This window comes from Burkholderia sp. 22313 (genome assembly GCF_052045245.1).
Taxonomy (GTDB): domain Bacteria; phylum Pseudomonadota; class Gammaproteobacteria; order Burkholderiales; family Burkholderiaceae; genus Burkholderia.
In genome coordinates, this window is the sequence record NZ_JBQEON010000021.1 from 40,525 (window position 1) to 62,256 (window position 21,732).

Genomic DNA, 21,732 nt, shown 5'->3' on the forward strand with positions numbered 1-21,732 from the left:
GTGGTCCTGCCCAGGTTCGTGTTCTCTTGTCAGGCCGTCGTCTCGGGTTCTTTCGCGGGTTTCTCCCCCTCTGTCTGCAGCTAATCAAGAAGGGGACAGTAATGAGTCTCATCGAAGTCAAGGTTCCGGATATCGGCGATTTCAGCGGCGTCGATGTCATCGAAGTCAATGTGAAGCCGGGCGACGTGATCGAAAAAGAGCAGACGCTCATCACGCTCGAATCGGACAAAGCCTCCATGGAAGTGCCCAGCGACGTCGCCGGCACCGTCAAGGAAATCAAGGTCAAAGCCGGCGAGAAAGTCTCGCAAGGCACCGTCATCGCCATCGTCGAAGCAGCAGCAGGCGCAGCCGCACCCGCGAAAGCACCCGAGGCGGCGAAGCCCGCTGCAGCTGCGCCGGCACCGGCCGCCGCCGCTCCGGTACCCGCACCGCAAGCCGGCAGCTATGCCGGCGCAGCCGACATCGAGTGCGACATGCTCGTGCTCGGCGCCGGCCCCGGCGGCTACTCGGCCGCATTCCGCTCCGCCGACCTCGGCATGAAGACGGTGCTCGTCGAACGCTACTCGACGCTCGGCGGCGTGTGCCTGAACGTCGGCTGCATCCCGTCGAAAGCGCTGCTGCACACGGCGCTCGTCATCGACGAAGCCGCGGCGCTCGCATCGCACGGCATCACGTTCGGCCAGCCGCAGGTCGACCTCGACAAGCTGCGCGACTTCAAGGGCGGCGTCGTCAAGAAGCTGACGACGGGCCTCGCCGGCATGGCGAAGGCACGCAAGGTCGAAGTCGTGACCGGCGTCGGCGCGTTCGTCGATCCGTTCCACATGGAAGTGCAGGGCGAAAACGGCAAGAAGGTCGTCAAGTTCAAGCAGGCAATCATCGCCGCCGGCTCGCAAGCCGTGAAGCTGCCGTTCATGCCGGAAGACCCGCGCGTCGTCGATTCGACGGGCGCGCTCGAACTGCGTCAGCTGCCCAAGCGCATGCTCGTGATCGGCGGCGGCATCATCGGCCTCGAAATGGCCACGGTGTACGCGACGCTCGGCGCCGAGATCGACGTCGTCGAAATGATGGACGGCCTGATGATGGGCGCGGACCGCGATCTCGTGAAGGTCTGGGAAAAGTACAACGCGAAGCGCTTCGGCAACGTGATGCTGAAGACCAGGACGGTCGGCGCGGAAGCGAAGGAAGACGGCATCTACGTGAAGTTCGAGGGCGAAAAGGCCCCGGCGGAAGCGCAGCGCTACGACCTCGTGCTGGTCGCGGTGGGCCGCAGCCCGAACGGCAAGAAGATCGGTGCCGACAAGGCAGGCGTCGCCGTCACGGACCGCGGCTTCATCGACGTCGACAAGCAGATGCGCACGAACGTCCCGCACATCTTCGCGATCGGCGACGTCGTCGGCCAGCCGATGCTCGCGCACAAGGCCGTGCATGAAGGCCACGTCGCAGCGGAAGCCGCGCACGGCGAGAAGGCATACTTCGACGCGCTGCAGATCCCGTCGGTGGCGTACACCGATCCGGAAGTGGCGTGGGCCGGCAAGACGGAAGACCAGTGCAAGGCCGAAGGCATCAAGTACGGCAAGGCCGTGTTCCCGTGGGCCGCATCGGGCCGCGCGATCGCGAACGGCCGCGACGAAGGCTTCACGAAGCTGATCTTCGACGAGGAAACCCATCGCGTGATCGGCGGCGGTATCGTCGGCCTGAACGCGGGCGACCTGATCAGCGAAGTCTGTCTCGCCGTCGAGATGGGCGCGGACGCGGAAGACATCGGCAAGACGATCCATCCGCACCCGACGCTCGGGGAATCGGTCGGCATGGCCGCCGAACTGTACGAAGGCGTCTGTACGGACCTGCCGCCGCAACGCAAGAAGTAACGCGATCGGCATGGCCGGCTTCGCGCCGGCCACGAAAAAACGCCGCCGCCCGGACATTCCGGACGGCGGCGTTTTCCTTTTTCCGCAGCGCTTGGCCCATCGCCTCCATCGTGCCCACGCACCGATGGGCGGCGAGAGGTGCAACGGTGTTTCGGCGCCAGAAACGAAAAAGCCGCGCAGCGCGCGGCTTTTCCAGGAGCAGGGGACGCTTACGCGGCCGGCTTGCTCGAACGGCGCGATGCAGCAGCGCTCGCAGCCTTCGTCGCGACAGCAGCCGCCGCGTTGAAGTTCGTTTCGGCGATCTCGACGGCTTGCTTCGCAGCCTTCTGGACCGTTTCGTACGTCGTGTTCGCAGCGTTCAGCGCCGACTTCAGTGCGGCAACAGCCGTTTCCGAACCGGCCGGGGCGTTCTTCGCGACGTTGTCGACGAGCGCCTGGACCTTCTTGTTCTGCTCTTCGAATTGCGCTTCGGCAACCTTCGCGAACTCGGCTTGCGTCGACGACGCGATTTCATACAGGTGACGGCTGTACGACAGCACCTTTTCCGCGACCGGCTGCGACAGGCTCGCTTGCAGCGCGATCAGTTCCTGTGCGTCCTTCACCGACAGCAGGCGCTGTGCGTTTTCCTGGCTTTCCGTCAACGTCGACTTCACAACCTGCAGGTTCAGTTCGATCAGCTTTTCGACGCCTTCGAACGCCTTGGTCGTCAGACCGAACAGGCTTTCGAGGTTGGCTTTTTGTGCGGCGGCGATTTGCTCGGGGGTCAGCAAGGACATGTCAAGCTCCTGAAAAGCGATCGCGTCGATCGCAGGGATAAAGGGCACTACGCTGGGGAACCTCGGAGCCGCGTGCTTTGTGCAACGCAGCAATGAATCGTATTTTAGGCCAGAGAAAAGTCTTGTCAAGCATTTTTTGTGCGTTGCACAATCGCGACAAATTATCGATAAAACAACGAGTTATCGTGGTCGTTCGGAATCGGTTTCAGGCGTGATCCCAGATGGTGCGCACGCGGCCGGGGCAGGCGCGGCGCACCATGATCATGCACAGGTAAACCTGACAGGCGTGTGGAACGTTATGCTTCTGTTCCTGTCGAAAAACGCGCCGTTTTAAGCGCGTGCCGTGGCGACGTGCCGCCGCCGCGACCGAGACCGGTGCCAAAGGCACGCCGAGCGCCGGATACGTACTTTCCCCGCTTTAATTTGTCGCCGAAGTGACGTTATCTCAATTAACCGCGTGGTAATCGGGAGGCGGGTACTGTCGGGCAGCGCATCCCATTGGTTTTTTCGATGGGAACGGGAGGGTTGATCGACTCCTCGAGGGTCGACCCTTACATTCCGGTTTAACGACGATCGGTAAGTGCCTAATATTGCTCTTTTTTTCAGCTTTAACTACACTTGCGGAAACTCCCGCCCGCTTTGTCCAGACCCCAATGAAAGCCGAATCGTTTTCACCGCGCAGATTGTTGCAGAGCATGACGCTCGGCACGGCTGTGTCGGTCGCCGTCGCCTTGCTGGCGACCGCCGCGTCCGTCGCGCCCGCTGACGCCTTTGCCGCCACTGCGAAGACCCACCACGCCGCCAAGAAGGCCGCTTCCGCTTCGTCCGCGAAGAAAGGGGTGAAGGCCGCGTCCGACAGATCCGCCAACGTCGCGTCGGCCGATGCGCCGCGAGCCAAGGCATCGCGCAAGCGCGCGACGCTCGCCGCGAACGTGCACGGCCACCGTGGTGCGGTGCGCAAGGTCGCGTTCCAGCCGCGTCGCCCGACGGTCGGCCAGGCATTCGGCCTGCACGACACGCCGGACGCGCTCGCGCTGCGCTCGAGCGTCGCGTACGTCGTCGACCAGAACACCGGCGAGCCGCTGTTCGACAAGAATTCGCACGCGGTCGTGCCGATCGCGTCGATCTCGAAGCTGATGACGGCGATGGTCGTGCTCGACTCGAAGTTGCCGATGACCGATCAGATCGAAGTCACCGACGAAGATCGCGACTACGAGAAGAACACGGGCTCGCGCCTGTCGGTCGGCTCGATCCTGTCGCGCGAGGACATGCTGCACATCGCGCTGATGGCATCGGAAAACCGTGCCGCCGCCGCACTGTCGCGCTACTACCCGGGCGGTCGTCCGGCGTTCATCGCCGCGATGAACGCGAAGGCGAAGGCACTCGGCATGAACGACACCCACTTCGAGAATTCGACCGGCCTGTCGAGCTCGAACGTGTCCAGCGCGCGCGACCTCGTGAAGATGGTCAACGCGGCGTACCAATATCCGATGATTCGCCAGTTCTCGACCGACCGTACGTATGACGTCAATACGGGCAAGCGGAACCTGGTCTATAACAGCACGAACGCGCTGATCCGCGGCAACGGCTCGTGGGACATCGGCCTGCAGAAAACGGGCTTCATCAACGAGGCAGGCGAATGTCTCGTGATGCAGGCGACGATCCACGGCCGGCCGATGGTGATGGTGCTGCTGGATTCGTTCGGCAAGTATTCGCGCTTTGCCGACGCGGCGCGCCTGCGCAACTGGCTCGACGCCGGCGGCGGCGAGCGCCTGACGGCGGCCAACACGGCGAACGGCGGCACCTGATCGCACGCCGGCGGTTCGCCGCCGGATCGATTGCCGCAAGAAAAAGCCCCGCGATCGCGAGGCTTTTTTCGTTCGGCTGCCACGCAGCGGACGGCGGGGCTTACGCCTGCCGTTGCAACCCTTCCGCGTCCTTCGCGGGCGCGGGGCGGTAGCCGAGCGATTCCGAGATGGTCAGCGCGGTGCGGCTCAGCTGGCCGAGCCACGCGTCCTGCAGGCGGTCGGCCGGTGCCGACAGCGACAGCCCGGCGACGAGCTTGCCCGAGTCGTCGTAGATGCCGGCCGCGATACAGCGCACGCCCAGCTCCAGCTCTTCGTTGTCGCGCGCGCACGATTGCTGGCGCACGAGCGTCAGCTCGCGCTCGAGCTTCGCGATGTCGGTGATGCTGTTCTGGGTATGACCCGACAGCCCGGTGCGCGTCGCATAGGCGCGCACGCGCGACGTTTCGTCGACCGCGAGAAACAACTTGCCGACCGACGTGAGGTGCAGCGGCGCACGGCCGCCGATCGCGCGGACGACCTGCATCCCCGAGCGTTCCGAGTACGCGCGCTCGATATAGACGATCTCGTCGCCCTGGCGCACCGACAGGTTCACGGTCTGGCCGGTCAGGCGGTGCAGCTCGCGCATCGGCATCAGGGCCGCGTCACGGACGGACAGGCGCGCCTTCACAAGGTTGCCGAGCTCGAGCAGCCGCATGCCGAGCCGGTACGTACCGGGATCGGAGCGGTCGACGAGGCGGCAGGTCACCATGTCGTTGAGGATGCGGTGCGCGGTCGACGGATGCAGCGCCGTGCGCTGCGCAAGCTCCTTCAGGCTGACAGGGTCGCTGTGCGCGGCGAGCGCGTCCAGCAACCGCATCATGCGTTCGATCACCTGGATCGACGTTTTGGAATCCGGGGTGGGTTGGCTCATGTCGGGGGGGAATCGGTTGGCGCGTCAGGCGGTGTTGCGTCGATTGTATCTCGTATCGTGAAAAAAGCGAACGCCGTTCGAGGAAGTCCTCGTTTCCGGCGACGCACACTTGCGCATGCGTCGGCGTTGGTCTTGCCGGCCAAACGGCGGATAATGAGAGCCGTTTTCTCGAAGGAGCGCGTATGCGAGTCGGTTTGTTCGTGACCTGCCTGGTCGACCTGATGCGTCCGGAAATCGGTTTTTCCGCGCTGAAACTGATTCGCGATGCCGGCTACGAGGTGTTCGTGCCGCCCGCGCAAACCTGCTGCGGCCAGCCGGCCTACAACTCGGGCGACCGCGCGCTCGCGCGCGACCTGGCCGAAAAGACGCTGCGCGAGTTCGAACAGTTCGATTATGTCGTCGTGCCGTCGGGCTCGTGCGGCGGCATGATCCGCGCGCACTACGGCGATCTGTTCCGCGACGACCCCGAACTGATGGGGCGCTACGCGCGGTTTCAGCAGAAAGTCCATGAGCTGACCGATTTCCTCGCGAACGTCGCGAAGGTCACGCTCGCGCCTGGCGAATTCGCGGGGCCCGTCACCTATCACGACTCGTGCTCGGGCCTGCGCGAGCTTGGCGTGAAGGCGCAGCCGCGCGCGCTGCTCGCGCAGCGCGGCGTGGCCGTCACCGAGATGAAGGACTGCGAGCACTGCTGCGGCTTTGGCGGCACGTTCGCGGTCAAGTACGGCGACATCTCGGCCGCCATCGCGGACGAGAAATGCGCGAACGTGCGCGCATCCGGTGCGGGCACCGTCGTGCTCGGCGATCTCGGCTGCATGCTGAACATCGAAGGGCGGTTGCGCCGCACGGGCGACCGCGACACGCGCGTGCTGCACGTCGCGCAGGTGCTGGCGGGCGACGTCTGACGCCCGGTTCCGCTCACTTTTCCCCGATACCGCGATGCAAGTCCAATCGATGCATTTCAAGGCGCGTGCCGGCCAGAAGCTGGCCGACCAGCGCCTGCAGCAGAACCTGAAGAAGCTGTCGACGAAGTTCGTGTCCGCGCGCGCCGACGCGATGACCGCGATCGACTTCCCGGCCACCCGCGCCGCGCTGAAGGCGCGCCGCAACCGTGCGCTGGAGAACCTCGACGTGTGGCTCGAGGCGTTCGAGCAGGAGGCGACGCGGCGCGGCACGACGGTGCTGTTCGCGGAAACGACCGCGGACGCCGCGCGGCTCGTCGCCGACATCGCACGGCGCCACGACGTGAAGAAGGTCATCAAGACGAAGTCGATGGTGTCCGAGGAAATGCGCCTGAACGCGGTGCTCGCCGAGATGGGCGTGCAGTCGATCGAGACGGATCTCGGCGAATACATCCTGCAGATCAACGACAACGAGCCGCCGAGCCACATCATTGCCCCCGTCGTGCACAAGGACAAGGACGAGATCGCCGACCTGTTCGCGCGCACGCACCACCGCGAGCGGCTGACCGAGATCCCCGACATGACGCGCGAGGCCCGCGAGGTGCTGCGTCCGCATTTCATGTCGGCCGACATGGGCGTGACCGGCGGCAACTTCGTGATTGCCGAGACGGGGTCGGTGGCCATCGTCACGAACGAGGGCAACGAAGGGATGTGCACGGTGATGCCGCGCGTGCACGTCGCGGTGACGGGCATCGAGAAGGTGCTGCCGACGCTCGAGGATCTCGCGACCGCGATGCGCCTGCTGCCGCGCTCGGCGACCGGGCAGAAGACGTCGAACTACTTCTCGCTGCTCACCGGGCCGCGCGGCCCCGGCGACGAGGACGGCCCGGAGCACAACTACGTGGTGCTCGTCGACGGCGGCCGCACCGGTCTCATCGGCGGCGAATTCCAGGCGATGCTGCGCTGCATCCGCTGCGGCGCGTGCATGAATCATTGCCCGGTGTACCAGAAGGTCGGCGGCCACGCCTACGGCTGGGTCTATCCCGGCCCGATGGGATCGGTGCTGACGCCGAGCTACGTCGGGGTCGACCGCGCGCTCGACCTGCCGCAGGCCGCGACGCTGTGCGGCGAATGCGACAGCGTGTGCCCGGTCGGGATTCCGCTGTCGCATCTGCTGCGCACGCTGCGCGAGAAGCAGGTCGAGCGGCACCTGCGGCCGTGGCGCGAGCGGGCCGCGCTCGCCGCGTGGGGCTTTTTCGCGCGTCGGCCGATGCTGTACGCGCTGACGACCAAGCTTGCCGTGCGGATCCTCGAGCGCCTCGGCGGCAGCGGCGGCACGCTGCGGCGCCTGCCGATGATGGGCGGCTGGATGGACACGCGCGACATGCCGACGCCGACCGGGCGCACGTTCCGCGAACTGTACGCCGCATCGCAAAGCCACCTCGGCTGACGACTATTCATCGGGCGGCAACAGTGCGTTCGCTATTTGTGTATTTATCTCGATAGATGCGGTCTATAGAATCTTGCCTGTAGTCCCCGAAATCGGGTTTCGGGGAATGAGGTCAAGGAGCCGCATCATGAAAAAGACAATATCGATGTACTGGCCGCTGGCAATCGTCGTCCCGCTCGCCGCGGTCGCTTATCTGCATGCGATGGCCGATGCGCCGTCGCGTGGCCCGATCGCCGTTCATCAGGCGTCGGCGGAACTCGCGCGCGCGGTGTCGTTCGGGCTGGTCGGCGACGCGACGCAACCGTCGCGGCCGGCATCCGGCGACGTCGTGCTCGCCGCACCCAAGACGCTGTAAGGCACGCCGCCGTCGCTTTGCGCGGCGACGCGATTCCGGGCGCCTTTGTATAATGGCGCGTTCCTCTTCCGCGCGGTTCGCCGCGGCTTTCCGATAGTGCGATGACCCGCGTTGCGATCTGTTTCGTCTGTCTCGGCAATATCTGCCGTTCGCCCACGGCAGAAGGCGTGATGCGCCACCAGGTGGACGCGGCCGGGCTGGCCGACCGGATTGCGATCGACTCGGCCGGCACCGGCGACTGGCACGTCGGCGAGCCGCCCGACACGCGCGCGCAGGCGGCGGCCCGCATGCGCGGCTATGACCTGTCGGCGCTGCGGGCGCGGCAGGTGAGCACAGCGGATTTCGAGCGCTTCGACCTGCTGCTGGCGATGGACGAAGCCAACCTCGCGGAATTGCGCCGGCGCTGCCCGCCCGAGCATCGCGGCAAGGTGCGCCTGCTGATGGAATTCGCGCCGGGCGTGGCCGAGACCGAAGTGGCCGATCCTTATTTCGGCGGCGCGCAGGGCTTCGAACAGGTGCTCGACCAGGTCGAGCGCGCGTGCGCGGGCCTGCTGGACTCCCTCCGGAGCCGCCCCGCGCGCTGATTGCGGCAAGGTATTCAGCGTGCTGCGAATACCCTTCCATAGACATGGATACTTGACTAAAAACGTCAAATATTTATACTTGACCAAAATCGTCAAGATTGCAGTCCCCTAGACACCATGAGACTCACCACCAAAGGCCGTTTCGCCGTCACGGCGATGATTGACTTGGCACTGCGCCAGGAGCAGGGCCCGGTGACGCTTGCAGGCATCAGCCAGCGCCAGCGGATTTCGCTCTCGTATCTCGAACAGCTGTTCGGCAAGCTGCGCCGGCATGAAATTGTCGAATCCGTGCGCGGCCCGGGCGGCGGCTACAACCTCGCGCGCCGCGCGCAGGACGTCACCGTCGCCGACATCATCATCGCAGTCGATGAACCGCTCGACGCCACGCAGTGCGGCGGCAAAGGCACGTGCGACGGCTCGAAGCAGCCCGACGGCCATTGCATGACGCACGAGCTGTGGTCGACCCTGAACCAGAAGATGGTCGAATACCTCGATTCGGTGTCGCTGCAGGATCTCGTCGATCAGCAGCGCGCACGCGAGGGCGCGCCCGCGGTGCTGCGCGACCGGCGCGCGCCGGAGCCCGCCGCGACGCCGGCCGAGCCCGTGCGCACGATGCCGCTCGGTCCCAATTCGGTGTTCAACATCGCGAGTTCGTGAGCGTGCATGCGCCGCACACCACCGCACACCCCATAACGCACATAGTCCCTGCACAGAATACCCGGAGCGACAGATGACCCAAGAGACTCTCCACCTGCCCATCTATATGGATTACAGCGCGACGACGCCGGTCGACCCGCGCGTGGTCGACAAGATGGTGCCGTACCTGCGCGAGCAGTTCGGCAATCCGGCGTCGCGTAGCCACGCGTACGGCTGGGATGCGGAACGCGCGGTCGAGGAAGCGCGCGAGCAGGTGGCCGCACTGGTGAACGCGGATCCGCGCGAGATCATCTGGACGTCCGGCGCAACGGAATCGGACAACCTGGCGATCAAGGGTGCCGCGAACTTCTACAAGGGCAAGGGCAAGCACATCATCACGGTGAAGACCGAGCACAAGGCCGTGCTCGACACCTGCCGCGAGCTCGAGCGCGACGGCTTCGAAGTCACCTATCTCGACGTGAAGGAAGACGGCCTGATCGACCTCGACGTGTTCAAGGCCGCGCTGCGCCCGGACACGATCCTCGTGTCGGTGATGCACGTGAACAACGAAATCGGCGTGATCCAGGACATCGAGACGATCGGCGAGATCTGCCGCGAGAAGGGCATCGTGTTCCACGTCGACGCCGCACAATCGACCGGCAAGGTCGAGATCGACCTCGCGAAGCTGAAGGTCGACCTGATGTCGTTCTCGGCGCACAAGACCTACGGCCCGAAGGGCATCGGCGCGCTGTACGTGCGCCGCAAGCCGCGCGTGCGCATCGAAGCGCAGATGCACGGCGGCGGTCACGAGCGCGGGATGCGTTCGGGCACGCTGGCGACGCACCAGATCGTCGGCATGGGCGAAGCGTTCCGCATCGCGCGTGAAGAAATGGCGACCGAGAACGAGCGCATCCGCATGCTGCGCGACAAGCTGCTGCGCGGGCTGTTGCAGATCGAGGAAACGTACGTGAACGGCGACATGGAGCGCCGTGTCCCGCACAACCTGAACATCAGCTTCAATTTCGTCGAAGGCGAGTCGCTGATCATGGCGATCAAGGACGTCGCGGTGTCGTCGGGTTCGGCGTGCACGTCGGCGTCGCTGGAGCCGTCGTACGTGCTGCGTGCGCTCGGCCGCAACGACGAACTCGCGCACAGCTCGATCCGCTTCACGGTCGGCCGTTTCACGACGGAGCAGGACGTCGACTTCGTGATCGACCTGCTGAACAGCAAGATCGCAAAGCTGCGCGAACTGTCGCCGCTCTGGGAAATGCACCAGGAAGGCATCGATCTGTCGACGATCGAATGGGCCGCACACTGAACGCAGCATTGAATACATTCGCGGGCGGATTTGCGCACGCAGACGTAACGAGTCAAGGAGTCTGAGTCATGTCATACAGCAACAAGGTTCTGGATCACTACGAAAACCCGCGTAACGTCGGTTCGTTCGCGAAAGACGACGACGCGGTCGGCACGGGCATGGTCGGCGCGCCGGCCTGCGGCGACGTGATGAAGCTGCAGATCCGCGTCGGCGCGGACGGCGTGATCGAAGACGCGAAGTTCAAGACGTACGGCTGCGGTTCGGCCATCGCGTCGAGCTCGCTCGTGACCGAGTGGGTGAAGGGCAAGACGCTCGACGAGGCGCTGTCGATCAAGAACACGCAGATCGCCGAAGAGCTGGCCCTGCCGCCGGTGAAGATTCACTGCTCGATTCTCGCGGAAGACGCGATCAAGGCAGCCGTGGCCGACTACAAGAAGCGCCACGACGCCAAGGAAGGCGATCAGGCAGCGGCCTGACGCTTCGAGCGGCTTCTCAATAAAACGCCGGGCCGCCCCAAGTTTTATTGACCCCCTCGGGGGCTGGCGCGAAGCGACAGGTATGGGGGCGCTTGGAAGGGAACGCGGCGGGCCCCTGCGGGCGCGCCGCGGCAAGGACATCATGGCAATTACACTGACCGAAAAAGCAGCACAGCACGTCCAGAAATACCTCGTCCGTCGCGGCAAGGGTGTGGGCCTGCGGCTTGGCGTTCGCACGACCGGGTGCTCGGGGCTCGCGTACAAGCTCGAGTATGTCGACGAGCTGGCCCCCGAGGATCAGGTGTTCGAGAGCCATGGCGTGAAGGTCATCGTCGACCCGAAGAGCCTCGCGTACATCGACGGCACCGAGCTCGACTTCGCCCGCGAAGGCCTGAACGAAGGGTTCAAGTTCAACAACCCGAACGTGAAGGACGAGTGCGGGTGCGGCGAATCGTTCCGCGTGTGACGCGGATTTCCGCGCGAAGCGGGCGAGAGGCGGCACGGGCCGCCTTTTTAATGTGCGGCGTTTGCCGCGCGACGAACCGGAATTGAACGCGACGATGGTCTCGCTGAAAGACAGCCACTTCGATCTGTTTCACCTGCCGGCGCAATTCGCGCTCGACGAGGCGGTACTCGACAGCGCGTATCGCACGGTGCAGACGCAGGTGCACCCCGACCGCTTCGCGGCGGCCGGCGATGCGCAGAAGCGCATCGCGATGCAATGGGCGACCCGCGCGAACGAGGCGTACCGCACGCTGCGCGATCCGCTGAAGCGCGCGACCTATCTGCTGTCGCTGCGCGGCGTCGACATCGGTGCTGAAAACAACACCGCGATGGAGCCCGCGTTCCTGATGCAGCAGATGGAATGGCGCGAAGGCATCGAGGATGCCGCGGCCGCCCGCAATGTCGACGCGCTTGATGCACTGCTCGCCGAGTTGCGCGACGAAAAGCGCGTGCGCCTCGAGCGTCTCGGCACGCTGCTCGACAGCGCGGCCGACCAGGCCGCCGCCGAGGCCGTGCGCCAGCTGATGTTCATCGAACGGGTCGCGTCGGAAGTGGGCGTGCAGATCGAGCGCCTCGAAACTTAACCGCGTGCCTCGCGGCACGCGCAGCAAACGGGCCGAGCGCCCGAACGAACCAAGATGGCATTACTGCAAATTTCCGAACCGGGCATGGCGCCGGCGCCGCACCAGCGGCGACTCGCTGTCGGGATCGATCTCGGCACGACGAACTCGCTCGTCGCGGCGGTGCGCAACAGCGTGCCCGAAGTGTTGCCGGACGAAACGGGCCGCGCGCTGCTGCCGTCGGTGGTCCGTTATCTGGAGAAGGGCGGCCGTCGCATCGGCCACGAAGCGAAGGAACAGGCCGCAACCGATCCGCGCAACACGATCGTGTCGGTCAAGCGCTTCATGGGCCGCGGCAAGGCCGAGGTCGAAGGCGCGGCGAACGCGCCGTACGAATTCGTCGATGCGCCGGGCATGGTGCAGATTCGCACGATCGACGGCGTGAAGAGCCCGGTCGAAGTGTCGGCCGAGATTCTCGCGACGCTGCGTTACCGCGCGGAAGACACGCTCGGCGACGAACTGGTCGGCGCGGTGATCACCGTGCCCGCGTATTTCGACGACGCGCAGCGCCAGGCGACGAAGGACGCCGCACGCCTCGCGGGCCTCAACGTGCTGCGCCTGCTGAACGAGCCGACCGCGGCAGCAATTGCCTACGGCCTCGACAACGGGGCCGAAGGCCTCTACGCGGTGTATGACCTCGGCGGCGGCACGTTCGACCTGTCGATCCTGAAGCTGACGAAGGGCGTGTTCGAAGTGCTGGCCGCGGGCGGCGATTCCGCACTCGGCGGCGACGATTTCGACCATGCGCTGTTCGGCCATGTGCTCGCGCAGGCTGGCATCGACGCGAAGGCGCTCGCGCCCGAGGACGTGCGCCTGCTGCTCGATCGCGTGCGCGTGCTGAAGGAAGCGCTGTCGTCCGCGCCGCAGGCGTCGCTCGACGTGACGCTGTCGAACGGCGCGCGCCTCGAGCAGACGGTCTCGCACGACACGTTCGCCTCGCTCGTCGAACCGCTCGTGCAGCGTACGCTGACGCCGACCCGCAAGGCCCTGCGCGATGCGCAGGTGAGTGCGGCCGACATCAAGGGTGTCGTGCTCGTCGGCGGTGCGACGCGCATGCCGGTGATCCGCGAAGCCGTCGCGAAGCATTTCGGCCAGCCGCCGCTCGTCAATCTCGATCCGGACCAGGTCGTCGCGCTCGGCGCGGCGATCCAGGCCGACCTGCTTGCCGGCAATCGCGGCAGCGGCGACGACTGGCTGCTGCTCGACGTGATCCCGCTGTCGCTCGGCGTCGAGACGATGGGCGGCCTGGTCGAGAAGATCATTCCGCGCAATTCGACGATTCCGATCGCGCGTGCGCAGGAATTCACGACCTTCAAGGACGGCCAGACCGCGATGGCGATCCACGTGGTGCAGGGCGAGCGCGAGCTCGTCGCCGACTGCCGGTCGCTCGCGCGCTTCGAGTTGCGCGGCATTCCGCCGATGACGGCCGGCGCGGCGCGCATCCGCGTGACCTATCAGGTCGATGCGGATGGGCTGCTGTCGGTGTTCGCGCGCGAGCAGCATTCGGGCGTCGAGGCGTCGGTCGTCGTGAAGCCGTCGTACGGCCTCGCCGACGACGACATCGCGAAGATGCTCGAGGACAGCTTCAAGACCGCCGAGATCGACATGCGCGCACGCGCGCTGCGCGAGGCGCAGGTCGAGGCCGAACGGATGATCGAGGCGACGCAGGCGGCGCTGGCGTCCGACGGCGAATTGCTCGACGACGCCGAACGCACGCAGGTCGACGCGCTCGTCGCGGCACTGCGCACGATCGCGCAGGGCGACGATGCGCACGCGATCGAAGCAGCGACCAAGACGCTCGCCGACGGCACCGACGAATTCGCGGCGCGCCGGATGGACAAGAGCATCAAGCGCGCACTGTCGGGCCGACGGCTCGACGAGATCTGAACCAACGACGTGCACGCGGACCGGCGACGGTCCGCGCGATATTGAACCGTGCGGCGCCAGCCGCCGCACCCTGACTGACGGAACGGACATGCCTCAACTGGTGGTGCTGCCTCACGTCGAACTGTGCCCGGACGGCGCAGTGATCGACGCGACGCCTGGCAAGAGTATTTGCGACAACCTGCTCGACCACGGGATCGAGATCGAGCACGCATGCGAGAAGTCGTGCGCATGCACGACCTGCCACGTGGTGATCCGCGAGGGCTTCAACGCGCTCGAGGCGTCCGACGAGGATGAGGACGACCTGCTCGACAAGGCGTGGGGCCTCGAGCCGACGTCGCGCCTGTCGTGCCAGGCGATCGTGAAGGAAGATTCGGACCTGGTGGTCGAGATCCCGAAGTACTCGATCAACCACGCGAAGGAAAATCACTGACGGACCGGCGGGGCGGGCGGCGCGCAACCGTGTGTGCCGTGCCCGGCGGACTCGTCGCATACACGGGAGAGCAGGCCATGAAATGGACCGATTCGCGCGACATCGCCATCGCGCTGGCAGACAAGCATCCGGACGTCGATCCGCAGCGGATCAATTTCGTCGACCTGCGCCAATGGGTGATTGAGCTCGACGGCTTCTCGGACGACCCGAGCCACTCGGGCGAGAAGATCCTCGAAGCGATCCAGGCCCACTGGATCGACGAATCCGACTTCGACGACGAAGACTGAGATTCGCGCCGGCGCCCGCGCTCGCGTCATGCGGCTCCCGCAAAAAAGAAAAGGCTCGTGATTGCTTCACGAGCCTTTTTCGTTTGCGGCGATTGCCGGAGCCGCCCGTCGATGGACGCCCCCGGCCTGGCGTCAGGCGTGACGGCCGCGGTTACGCGCCGACCAGCGTGCCGTTCTCGATCCGCACGCGCTGGCCCTGGCCGAACGGCGGGGCGTTGTGGTACGTGAACGTGCGCGTCGCGCCGCTTTCCATCTGGACTTGTACTTCGTAATCGGTTTCCGCGCGCACCTGCTTCTCGACCTGATTGCCGGCCAGGCCGCCGCCGAGCGCACCGATGATCGTCATCGCGGTGCGGCCGTTGCCGTGGCCGAACTGATTGCCGAGCAGGCCGCCGGCCGCTGCACCGCCGACCGCGCCGATCCCCGAGCTCTGGCCCGGCGTACGCGTCTGCGTGATCGCGACGATCGTGCCGCAGTTCTGGCAATAGGCCGGCTGCGCGGGTGCGGACGATTGTTGTGCGTACTGCGGCGGTTGCGGCGCCGGCGCATGACGGTGGTGCGTGGCCGCCGGGCGCGGTGCGGGCTTCGGTTCGGCTTGTACGGCAGCCGCCTTTTCGGCCGCCAGCTTCTGCTGTGCAGCCTGTTCGGCTGCCTGCTGCTGCGCCTGCGCGGCTAGCGCGGCGCTGGCGGCTGCGGCCGTATCCACGGCCGGCTGCGACGCGATCAGCGCGGCCTGGGTCTGGCCGTTCTGCGCGTTGTTGCTGCTGGCCTTCGGGAAGATGCCCGTGATCGCGGCGGTGGCGGCGAGACTGGCGACGATGACGGCGCCTGCCGCGGTCGCGATGAGCGGGTGGAGGCGTTGCTTTTGCGGCGTGGTCTGATTCTGGTTGTCCATTTTTTTCTCCGTTGTCGATCCGGCTTCGCGCGTTGGCGCTGGCCGGATCCCACGCTTCGGGAGCGATCAGACTTGGCGTTCCGGCGCCGCGTTCTGGTCCCGTGGTCATGCGTGGTGACGCAACAGGAGTGTCGTCCACGGGCGAGGGGCGCGCCGTATCAAGGTGTAACGAATTGCAGCGGAGAATGGGTGACCGATACCTGGAAAACCCGGGGAGGGCCGGCGCGGCGCGGAATTTAAAGGGGGAAAGATCGAAAACCGGCGAACGCCGGCAGGCGGGATTTACGCGCGGTTACAAAGCCGCCGCGGGCGCGCCGCAGAGCGCGGCGCACACGCAGGGCAGGGGGCGTCAGTCTTCGCGGCGCAGGTGCGGGAACAGCAGCACATCGCGGATCGTCGGGCTGTCGGTCAGCAGCATCACGAGACGGTCGATGCCGATCCCGCAACCGCCGGTCGGCGGCATCCCGTGTTCGAGCGCGCGTATGTAGTCGGCGTCAAAGAACATCGCTTCCTCGTCGCCCGCATCCTTCTGCTCGACCTGTTTCTTGAAGCGCGCGGCCTGGTCTTCCGGATCGTTCAGCTCCGAGAATCCGTTCGCGATCTCGCGGCCCGTCATGAACAGCTCGAAACGCTCGGTGATGCCCGGCACCGTGTCCGATGCGCGTGCGAGCGGCGACACCTCGACCGGGTAGTCGATGATGTAGGTCGGCTCCCACAGTTGCGATTCGGCGGTTTCCTCGAACAGCGCGAGCTGCAGCGCGCCGATACCGGCATTCAGGAAGGCCGGCTGCGACACGTCGACGCCGAGGCGCTTCAGTTCGCTACGCAGGAATGCGTCGTCCGACAGCTGGCCGTCGGTGTACTGCGGCGCGAACTTCTGGATCGCCTGCGTGATCGTCAGGCGGTGGAACGGCTTCGCGAGATCGAGCTCACGGCCCTGGTACTGGATCGTCGCGGTGCCGAGCGCATCGATCGCCGCCTGGCGGATCAGCTGCTCGGTGAAGTCCATCAGCCAGCGGTAGTCGGTGTACGCGGCGTAGAACTCCATCATCGTGAATTCCGGGTTGTGGCGCGGCGACACGCCTTCGTTTCGGAAGTTGCGATTGATCTCGAACACGCGCTCGAAACCGCCGACGATCAGGCGCTTCAGGTACAGCTCCGGCGCGATGCGCAGGAACATCTGCATGTCGAGCGCGTTGTGATGCGTGACGAACGGCTTGGCCGCGGCGCCGCCCGGGATCGGGTGCAGCATCGGCGTTTCGACTTCCATGAACTCGGCGTTGTCCATGAACTTGCGGATCGACGCGATGGTCTTGGTGCGTGCGCGGAACGTGTCGCGCGTTTCCGGCGTGACGATCAGGTCGACGTAGCGCTGGCGATAGCGCATTTCCTGGTCGGCGAGGCCGTGGAACTTGTCCGGCAGCGGGCGCAGCGCCTTCGACAGCAGGCGCAGCTCCTTGCACTGGACCGACAGCTCGCCCTTGTTGGTGCGGAACAGCACGCCGCGCGCGGCGACGATGTCGCCCAAGTCCCACTTCTTGAATGCGTCGTAGGTTTCCGCGCCGACGTCGTTCGGCGTCACGAAGAACTGGATCTGGCCCGAACCGTCCTGCACGGTCGCGAAGCTCGCCTTGCCCATCACGCGCTTGAGCATCATGCGGCCGGCGACCGACACCTCGACCTGGTTCGCTTCGAGCGCGGCCTTGTCCGAGTCGGCGAATTTCACCTGGAGATCGGCGGCGTGGTGCGTCGGCCGGAAATCGTTCGGATAGGCGATGCCTTGCTCGCGCAATGCGCGCAGCTTCTCGCGGCGCTCGGCGATGATCTGGTTTTCGTCCGCCGCGACGGCGGGCTGCGTTTGGGTCGGTTCGGTCATGATGGTCGGAATTCGGAGTGGTGCGGCAAACGGGAAGGGCGGCGCGACCGGAGGGGCCGCGCCGCGGCGCTTACACGCCCTGTTTGAGGCTCGCGCTGATGAAGTCGTCGAGATCGCCGTCGAGGACGGCTCTCGTGTTGCTCATTTCGACGTTCGTGCGCAGGTCCTTCACGCGGCTCTGGTCGAGCACGTAAGAACGGATCTGGTGGCCCCAGCCCACATCGGTCTTGCTCGATTCGAGCTTGTCCTGTTCGGCCTGGCGCTTGCGCATTTCGACTTCGTACAGGCGCGACTTCAGCATCGCCATCGCTTCGGCGCGGTTGCGGTGCTGCGAGCGGTCGTTCTGGCACTGCACGACGATGCCGGTCGGCATGTGCGTGATCCGCACCGCGGAGTCGGTCTTGTTGATGTGCTGGCCGCCCGCGCCCGATGCGCGGTACGTGTCGATGCGCAGGTCGGCCGGGTTGATCTCGACTTCGATCGAGTCGTCGATTTCCGGATACACGAACACCGACGAGAACGACGTGTGGCGGCCGCCCGACGAGTCGAACGGCGACTTGCGCACGAGGCGGTGAATGCCCGTTTCGGTGCGCAGGAAGCCGTATGCGTATTCGCCCGTGACCTTGACCGTCGCGTTCTTGATGCCGGCGACGTCGCCGTCGGACTCTTCGAGCACCTCGGCCTTGAAGCCCTTGCGCTCGCAGTAGCGCAGGTACTGGCGCAGCAGCATCGATGCCCAGTCGCATGCCTCGGTGCCGCCGGCGCCGGCCTGGATGTCGATGAAGCAGTTGTTCGGGTCGGCCGGGTTCGAGAACATCCGGCGGAACTCGATGTCGCCGACGCGCGCCTCGAGCTTCGCGGCGTCGTCTTCCGACGCGACGAGGGTGTCTTCGTCGCCTTCTTCGCGGGCCAGCTCGAACAGGTCGAGCGCGTCGCGCAGGTCGCTATCGAGCGCGGTGAGCGTCGTGACGACGCCTTCGAGCAGCTTCTTCTCGCGACCGAGCGCCTGGGCGTTCTTCGAGTCGTTCCAGACGTTCGGGTCTTCGAGTTCCTTGTTGACTTCGGTCAGACGCGCAGCTTTGGCGTCGTAGTCAAAGATACCCCCGAAGCTCGCCCGCGCGGTTGCGCAGGTCGAGCAGGGAGCTTTCGATCGCGTTGAGACGTTCCGCTTCCATGATCGTTCGCTATTCTTGCTTCGTAAAAAAGCGGAATTATAGCCGATCGGCGGGGTATCCCGGTGACGCGGAGTGTGCTTGCATGCGCGCCGGAGCCTCGTCCGGCGCGGCGCGCCTGCGGCCCGCGAGCGCCGCGGGCCGCGTGACCGGCGTTCAGCCGGCCGCGTGTTCGACGATCAGCTGGACGCGCGTCATGCCGTTCCACGTGTCGGCCACGAGGCGGTACGCGATCAGCGCGCTCGCCGGCAGCGGCTCGGTGTGGTTGAACCAGATCGCGTTGAAGCGCTGGCGGCCGCGAGCCAGCTGCAGCTTCAGGTGCTTTTCCTTCACGAGCGACTGCGACACGACGTCGAATTCCCCGGAGAAAAGCGGGGCCGGAAAGCCCTGGCCCCAGACGGCTTCGTCGAGCAGCCCGACGAACTGCGGCGTGAAATACGCTTCCTCGAGTTCGCCGTCGGTCTCGATCACGCGCGCGAGCGCGTCGTCGGACAGCCATTCGCGCGCGACGGCCTCGAACGCGGCAGCGAAGCGCGGCACGTTGTCGGCGTCGAGCGTGAGGCCGGCCGCCATCGCGTGGCCGCCGAACGCGACGATCAGGTCGGGTTCGCGCTTCGACACGAGGTCGAGGGCGTCGCGCAGGTGGAAGCCGGGAATCGACCGGCCCGAGCCCTTGACCCGCGTGCCGGCTTCGTCCGCATGCGCGAACGTGAACGACGGGCGGTGGAATTTCTCCTTGAGCCGCCCGGCGACGATGCCGATCACGCCCTGGTGCCATTCGGGATTGAACAGCGTGATCGTGCACGCGTCGGCCGGATCGACGTCGGCGAGATCGGCGAGCGCCTGCTGCTGCATGCCGGCCTCGATCTCGCGGCGTTCGCGGTTCATCACGTCGAGCTGCTGCGCGAGGTCCCACGCGCGGCCGATGTCGTCGGTGATCAGGCATTCGATCCCGAGCGACATGTCGGAGAGCCGCCCGGCGGCGTTCAGGCGCGGGCCGAGGCCGAAGCCGAGGTCGAAGCCCGACGCGGTGCGCGCCTCGCGGGCCGCGGCGCGGAACAGCGCGGCGATGCCCGGCTGCATGCGGCCGTTGCGGATGCGCTGCAGCCCCTGCGCGACGAGCACGCGGTTGTTGCCGTCGAGCCGGACGACGTCGGCGACGGTGCCGAGCGCGACCAGGTCGAGCAGCCCGTCGAGACGCGGTTCGGCTTCCTTGCTCGCGAACGCGCCGCGGCGGCGCAGCTCGGCGCGCAGCGCGAGCAGCACGTAGAACATCACGCCGACGCCGGCGATGTGCTTGCTCGGAAACGCGCAGCCGGGCTGGTTCGGGTTGACGATCGCGCGTGCGGCGGGCAGCGCGTCGCCGGGCAGGTGGTGGTCGGTCACGAGCACGTCGATGCCGCGCGCATTCGCGGCTTCGACGCCCGCGACGCTCGCGATCCCGTTGTCGACGGTGATCAACAGGTCGGGCTTGCGTGCGGCCGCGAGTTCGACGATTTCGGGCGTCAGGCCGTAGCCGTATTCGAAGCGGTTCGGCACCAGGTAGTCGATCTGTGCGCCGAACATCCGCAGGCCGCGTACCGCGACCGCGCAGGCGGTCGCGCCGTCGCAGTCGTAGTCGGCGACGACCAGCAGGCGCCGCTTGTCGGCGATGGCGTCGGCGAGCAGCGCCGCGGCGTCCGCGCAGCCTTTCAGTTCGGTGGGCGGTACGAGGCGCGCGAGCGCGGTCTCGATGTCGGCCGGGGACTGCACGCCGCGCGATGCGTACAGGCGGGCGAGGACGGGGTGCAGGCCGTGGCGCGCGAGCGCTTCGGCGTCGGCGGGCGCGACGGGGCGGGTAACGATCCGGGTCATACAGGTCGGGTTATTCGAACAGGGACGCCAGCGCACGGCGGCGCCAGAACTTGCGCAGGTCGCCGCGCGTCGCGTGCAGCGTCACGGAGCTGGTGTCGCCGCACAGCGTGACGTCGACACCGGTCAGCTCGCCGTTCTGCAGCGCGGCGAGCGACGGCGCGAACCAGTCGCGCTCGAGCGCGGCGAGTGCGTCGTGCCAGCGTGCCCAGTCCTGTTCGACGAACGGGGCGGACAGCGACGGCAGCTCGACGAGCGTCGCGCCGGCGGCGGCCGGCAGCGCGCCGAAGGCGGCCGGCGCCGCGCCCGCGTCGGCCCGCGCGGCGCGCGCGAGGCCGAGCGCCGCGGGCGACGCGGACAGCACGCGCTCGAACGGCTTGCCGACCGGCTTCAGCGTGCCTTGCGCATGGAACCAGATCGAATTGACGGCCGGCAACCCGCGCGCTTCGCGCGCTTCGTTGACCGGATGCTGGAACCACGCCATCTGCACTTCGTTCTGCAGCTTCATCCACATCCGCGAGCGTTCGCCGGTGTGTGCCTCGTGCGGCAGCCAGATCTCGATGTTGCGGCCGCTGGCGCGCAGCGGCGCCGCGCCGGCGAGGCGGGCGAGCTGCTCGCTGGACAGGTACCAGCGCGTCGGCTGGGGGGCTTCGAGCCGCACGCCGAGCTCCTCGATCAGCGGGCGTGCGACCGCGAGCAGCGCGGCGGCGTCGCCGCCGTCGAGCGCGAGGCTCGCCGGGTCGACCAGCACGAGGTGATCGTGCGCGATTTCGACGTGGACGGGCTCGACGCACGCCCAGGCCTGCGTGCCCGGGTCGCCGCCGTCGGCCAGCAGCATGTAGGGGGCGAGCGGCGCCTCGTCGGCGGCATTGCCCTGGGTCGCGCCGAACTGGCGGGCCAGCCAGCGCTCGTGCGGCAGCGTGCGCTGGAAGTCCTCGCCGGCCACGCGCTCGACCAGGCTTGCGCGGGCGAGCAACTTTTCGAGCGCGGGGCTGTCCAGCGTGTGCAGGGACGAGGTCGCATCGGCCGCCGACGGCAGCGCGAACGGAACGAGAAAATGGAGGCGTCGGTCGTGCATGATGGTGCGCATTGTATGGCAAACTGCGCGCGTGATCGGGCCGGTTCAT

The 21,732-nt window shown here is 66.5% G+C and carries 21 protein-coding genes; 14 read left to right on the plus strand and 7 right to left on the minus strand.

Translation table 11 applies throughout. The annotated features are described in order from the left end of the window. Positions 1 to 101: 101 nt before the first annotated feature. On the plus strand, positions 102 to 1,868 hold the full coding sequence (gene lpdA / locus ACTJKF_RS18400) for a dihydrolipoyl dehydrogenase (protein ID WP_440624939.1): 1,767 nt from the start codon (positions 102 to 104) through the stop codon (positions 1,866 to 1,868). 209 nt (positions 1,869 to 2,077) lie between these two features. Here lpdA and ACTJKF_RS18405 read toward each other — a convergent pair whose 3' ends face one another. Further along, on the minus strand, positions 2,078 to 2,644 hold the full coding sequence (locus ACTJKF_RS18405) for a phasin family protein (protein WP_044848197.1): 567 nt from the start codon (positions 2,642 to 2,644) through the stop codon (positions 2,078 to 2,080). Positions 2,645 to 3,297: 653 nt separating this feature from the next. Between ACTJKF_RS18405 and pbpG the strand changes: the two genes are divergently transcribed. Next, complete coding sequence (gene pbpG, locus ACTJKF_RS18410) at positions 3,298 to 4,452, plus strand: D-alanyl-D-alanine endopeptidase (RefSeq protein WP_440624941.1); 1,155 nt, start codon at positions 3,298 to 3,300, stop codon at positions 4,450 to 4,452. Between the two features lie 100 nt (positions 4,453 to 4,552). On the opposite strand, the gene ACTJKF_RS18415 is transcribed toward pbpG, so the two are convergent. Next, positions 4,553 to 5,362, minus strand: a complete 810-nt coding sequence (locus ACTJKF_RS18415) for an IclR family transcriptional regulator (RefSeq protein ID WP_440624943.1) — start codon at positions 5,360 to 5,362, stop codon at positions 4,553 to 4,555. Between the two features lie 182 nt (positions 5,363 to 5,544). Here ACTJKF_RS18415 and ACTJKF_RS18420 point away from each other — a divergent pair, with 182 nt between their 5' ends. The 12 genes from ACTJKF_RS18420 to iscX all read left to right on the plus strand — a co-directional run bounded on the left by ACTJKF_RS18420 (position 5,545) and on the right by iscX (position 14,811). Continuing rightward, a complete protein-coding gene (locus tag ACTJKF_RS18420) occupies positions 5,545 to 6,267 on the plus strand; it encodes a (Fe-S)-binding protein (RefSeq protein ID WP_440624945.1) in 723 nt (240 codons plus the stop codon). 34 nt (positions 6,268 to 6,301) lie between these two features. Beyond that, on the plus strand, positions 6,302 to 7,714 hold the full coding sequence (locus ACTJKF_RS18425; protein WP_440624947.1) for a lactate utilization protein B: 1,413 nt from the start codon (positions 6,302 to 6,304) through the stop codon (positions 7,712 to 7,714). 127 nt (positions 7,715 to 7,841) lie between these two features. Then, positions 7,842 to 8,069: a hypothetical protein gene (locus tag ACTJKF_RS18430; protein ID WP_440624948.1), complete on the plus strand. Its 228-nt coding sequence runs from the start codon at positions 7,842 to 7,844 to the stop codon at positions 8,067 to 8,069. Between the two features lie 101 nt (positions 8,070 to 8,170). Next, positions 8,171 to 8,653, plus strand: a complete 483-nt coding sequence (locus tag ACTJKF_RS18435) for a low molecular weight protein-tyrosine-phosphatase (protein ID WP_440624949.1) — start codon at positions 8,171 to 8,173, stop codon at positions 8,651 to 8,653. Positions 8,654 to 8,770: 117 nt separating this feature from the next. Continuing rightward, the gene (iscR, locus tag ACTJKF_RS18440) at positions 8,771 to 9,310 is read left to right on the plus strand and encodes a Fe-S cluster assembly transcriptional regulator IscR (RefSeq protein WP_440624950.1); all 540 of its coding nucleotides are present in this window, start codon (positions 8,771 to 8,773) and stop codon (positions 9,308 to 9,310) included. A gap of 73 nt (positions 9,311 to 9,383) precedes the next feature. Continuing rightward, positions 9,384 to 10,607 (plus strand): IscS subfamily cysteine desulfurase, encoded by a 1,224-nt coding sequence (locus ACTJKF_RS18445; protein ID WP_440624952.1) that lies wholly within the window; start codon positions 9,384 to 9,386, stop codon positions 10,605 to 10,607. A gap of 68 nt (positions 10,608 to 10,675) precedes the next feature. Next, positions 10,676 to 11,083: a Fe-S cluster assembly scaffold IscU gene (iscU, locus tag ACTJKF_RS18450; protein WP_440624953.1), complete on the plus strand. Its 408-nt coding sequence runs from the start codon at positions 10,676 to 10,678 to the stop codon at positions 11,081 to 11,083. A 142-nt stretch (positions 11,084 to 11,225) separates the two neighbouring features. Beyond that, a complete protein-coding gene (gene iscA / locus ACTJKF_RS18455; protein ID WP_014896627.1) occupies positions 11,226 to 11,549 on the plus strand; it encodes an iron-sulfur cluster assembly protein IscA in 324 nt (107 codons plus the stop codon). A 94-nt stretch (positions 11,550 to 11,643) separates the two neighbouring features. Then, positions 11,644 to 12,171: a Fe-S protein assembly co-chaperone HscB gene (gene hscB, locus ACTJKF_RS18460; RefSeq protein WP_440624955.1), complete on the plus strand. Its 528-nt coding sequence runs from the start codon at positions 11,644 to 11,646 to the stop codon at positions 12,169 to 12,171. A 54-nt stretch (positions 12,172 to 12,225) separates the two neighbouring features. Then, positions 12,226 to 14,094 (plus strand): Fe-S protein assembly chaperone HscA, encoded by a 1,869-nt coding sequence (hscA, locus tag ACTJKF_RS18465; protein ID WP_440624957.1) that lies wholly within the window; start codon positions 12,226 to 12,228, stop codon positions 14,092 to 14,094. 88 nt (positions 14,095 to 14,182) lie between these two features. Next, complete coding sequence (gene fdx, locus ACTJKF_RS18470) at positions 14,183 to 14,524, plus strand: ISC system 2Fe-2S type ferredoxin (protein WP_440624958.1); 342 nt, start codon at positions 14,183 to 14,185, stop codon at positions 14,522 to 14,524. A 77-nt stretch (positions 14,525 to 14,601) separates the two neighbouring features. Next, complete coding sequence (gene iscX / locus ACTJKF_RS18475) at positions 14,602 to 14,811, plus strand: Fe-S cluster assembly protein IscX (RefSeq protein WP_440624959.1); 210 nt, start codon at positions 14,602 to 14,604, stop codon at positions 14,809 to 14,811. 151 nt (positions 14,812 to 14,962) lie between these two features. On the opposite strand, the gene ACTJKF_RS18480 is transcribed toward iscX, so the two are convergent. The 5 genes from ACTJKF_RS18480 to ACTJKF_RS18500 form a co-directional block, all read right to left on the minus strand. Beyond that, a complete protein-coding gene (locus tag ACTJKF_RS18480) occupies positions 14,963 to 15,706 on the minus strand; it encodes a glycine zipper 2TM domain-containing protein (RefSeq protein ID WP_440624961.1) in 744 nt (247 codons plus the stop codon). 349 nt (positions 15,707 to 16,055) lie between these two features. After that, a complete protein-coding gene (gene lysS, locus ACTJKF_RS18485; protein ID WP_440624963.1) occupies positions 16,056 to 17,582 on the minus strand; it encodes a lysine--tRNA ligase in 1,527 nt (508 codons plus the stop codon). 70 nt (positions 17,583 to 17,652) lie between these two features. Then, positions 17,653 to 18,757, minus strand: a protein-coding gene (gene prfB / locus ACTJKF_RS18490; protein WP_440624965.1) for a peptide chain release factor 2 whose coding sequence is annotated in 2 segments (ribosomal slippage) — positions 17,653 to 18,675 and positions 18,677 to 18,757 — 1,104 coding nt in all. Because the reading frame shifts where the segments join, the coding sequence is not laid out codon by codon here. A 153-nt stretch (positions 18,758 to 18,910) separates the two neighbouring features. Continuing rightward, positions 18,911 to 20,608: a single-stranded-DNA-specific exonuclease RecJ gene (gene recJ, locus ACTJKF_RS18495; RefSeq protein WP_440624967.1), complete on the minus strand. Its 1,698-nt coding sequence runs from the start codon at positions 20,606 to 20,608 to the stop codon at positions 18,911 to 18,913. 10 nt (positions 20,609 to 20,618) lie between these two features. Next, a complete protein-coding gene (locus ACTJKF_RS18500) occupies positions 20,619 to 21,695 on the minus strand; it encodes a regulator (protein ID WP_440624969.1) in 1,077 nt (358 codons plus the stop codon). Positions 21,696 to 21,732: the final 37 nt, after the last annotated feature.

What these genes read in the sequence shown, in the direction of transcription:
- lpdA (WP_440624939.1), top strand. Translation starts at nt 102, where the DNA reads ATGAGTCTCATCGAAGTCAAGGTTCCGGATATCGGCGATTTCAGCGGC.
- ACTJKF_RS18405 (WP_044848197.1), bottom strand. Translation starts at nt 2,644, where the DNA reads ATGTCCTTGCTGACCCCCGAGCAAATCGCCGCCGCACAAAAAGCCAAC.
- pbpG (WP_440624941.1), top strand. Translation starts at nt 3,298, where the DNA reads ATGAAAGCCGAATCGTTTTCACCGCGCAGATTGTTGCAGAGCATGACG.
- ACTJKF_RS18415 (WP_440624943.1), bottom strand. Translation starts at nt 5,362, where the DNA reads ATGAGCCAACCCACCCCGGATTCCAAAACGTCGATCCAGGTGATCGAA.
- ACTJKF_RS18420 (WP_440624945.1), top strand. Translation starts at nt 5,545, where the DNA reads ATGCGAGTCGGTTTGTTCGTGACCTGCCTGGTCGACCTGATGCGTCCG.
- ACTJKF_RS18425 (WP_440624947.1), top strand. Translation starts at nt 6,302, where the DNA reads ATGCAAGTCCAATCGATGCATTTCAAGGCGCGTGCCGGCCAGAAGCTG.
- ACTJKF_RS18430 (WP_440624948.1), top strand. Translation starts at nt 7,842, where the DNA reads ATGAAAAAGACAATATCGATGTACTGGCCGCTGGCAATCGTCGTCCCG.
- ACTJKF_RS18435 (WP_440624949.1), top strand. Translation starts at nt 8,171, where the DNA reads ATGACCCGCGTTGCGATCTGTTTCGTCTGTCTCGGCAATATCTGCCGT.
- iscR (WP_440624950.1), top strand. Translation starts at nt 8,771, where the DNA reads ATGAGACTCACCACCAAAGGCCGTTTCGCCGTCACGGCGATGATTGAC.
- ACTJKF_RS18445 (WP_440624952.1), top strand. Translation starts at nt 9,384, where the DNA reads ATGACCCAAGAGACTCTCCACCTGCCCATCTATATGGATTACAGCGCG.
- iscU (WP_440624953.1), top strand. Translation starts at nt 10,676, where the DNA reads ATGTCATACAGCAACAAGGTTCTGGATCACTACGAAAACCCGCGTAAC.
- iscA (WP_014896627.1), top strand. Translation starts at nt 11,226, where the DNA reads ATGGCAATTACACTGACCGAAAAAGCAGCACAGCACGTCCAGAAATAC.
- hscB (WP_440624955.1), top strand. Translation starts at nt 11,644, where the DNA reads ATGGTCTCGCTGAAAGACAGCCACTTCGATCTGTTTCACCTGCCGGCG.
- hscA (WP_440624957.1), top strand. Translation starts at nt 12,226, where the DNA reads ATGGCATTACTGCAAATTTCCGAACCGGGCATGGCGCCGGCGCCGCAC.
- fdx (WP_440624958.1), top strand. Translation starts at nt 14,183, where the DNA reads ATGCCTCAACTGGTGGTGCTGCCTCACGTCGAACTGTGCCCGGACGGC.
- iscX (WP_440624959.1), top strand. Translation starts at nt 14,602, where the DNA reads ATGAAATGGACCGATTCGCGCGACATCGCCATCGCGCTGGCAGACAAG.
- ACTJKF_RS18480 (WP_440624961.1), bottom strand. Translation starts at nt 15,706, where the DNA reads ATGGACAACCAGAATCAGACCACGCCGCAAAAGCAACGCCTCCACCCG.
- lysS (WP_440624963.1), bottom strand. Translation starts at nt 17,582, where the DNA reads ATGACCGAACCGACCCAAACGCAGCCCGCCGTCGCGGCGGACGAAAAC.
- recJ (WP_440624967.1), bottom strand. Translation starts at nt 20,608, where the DNA reads ATGACCCGGATCGTTACCCGCCCCGTCGCGCCCGCCGACGCCGAAGCG.
- ACTJKF_RS18500 (WP_440624969.1), bottom strand. Translation starts at nt 21,695, where the DNA reads ATGCGCACCATCATGCACGACCGACGCCTCCATTTTCTCGTTCCGTTC.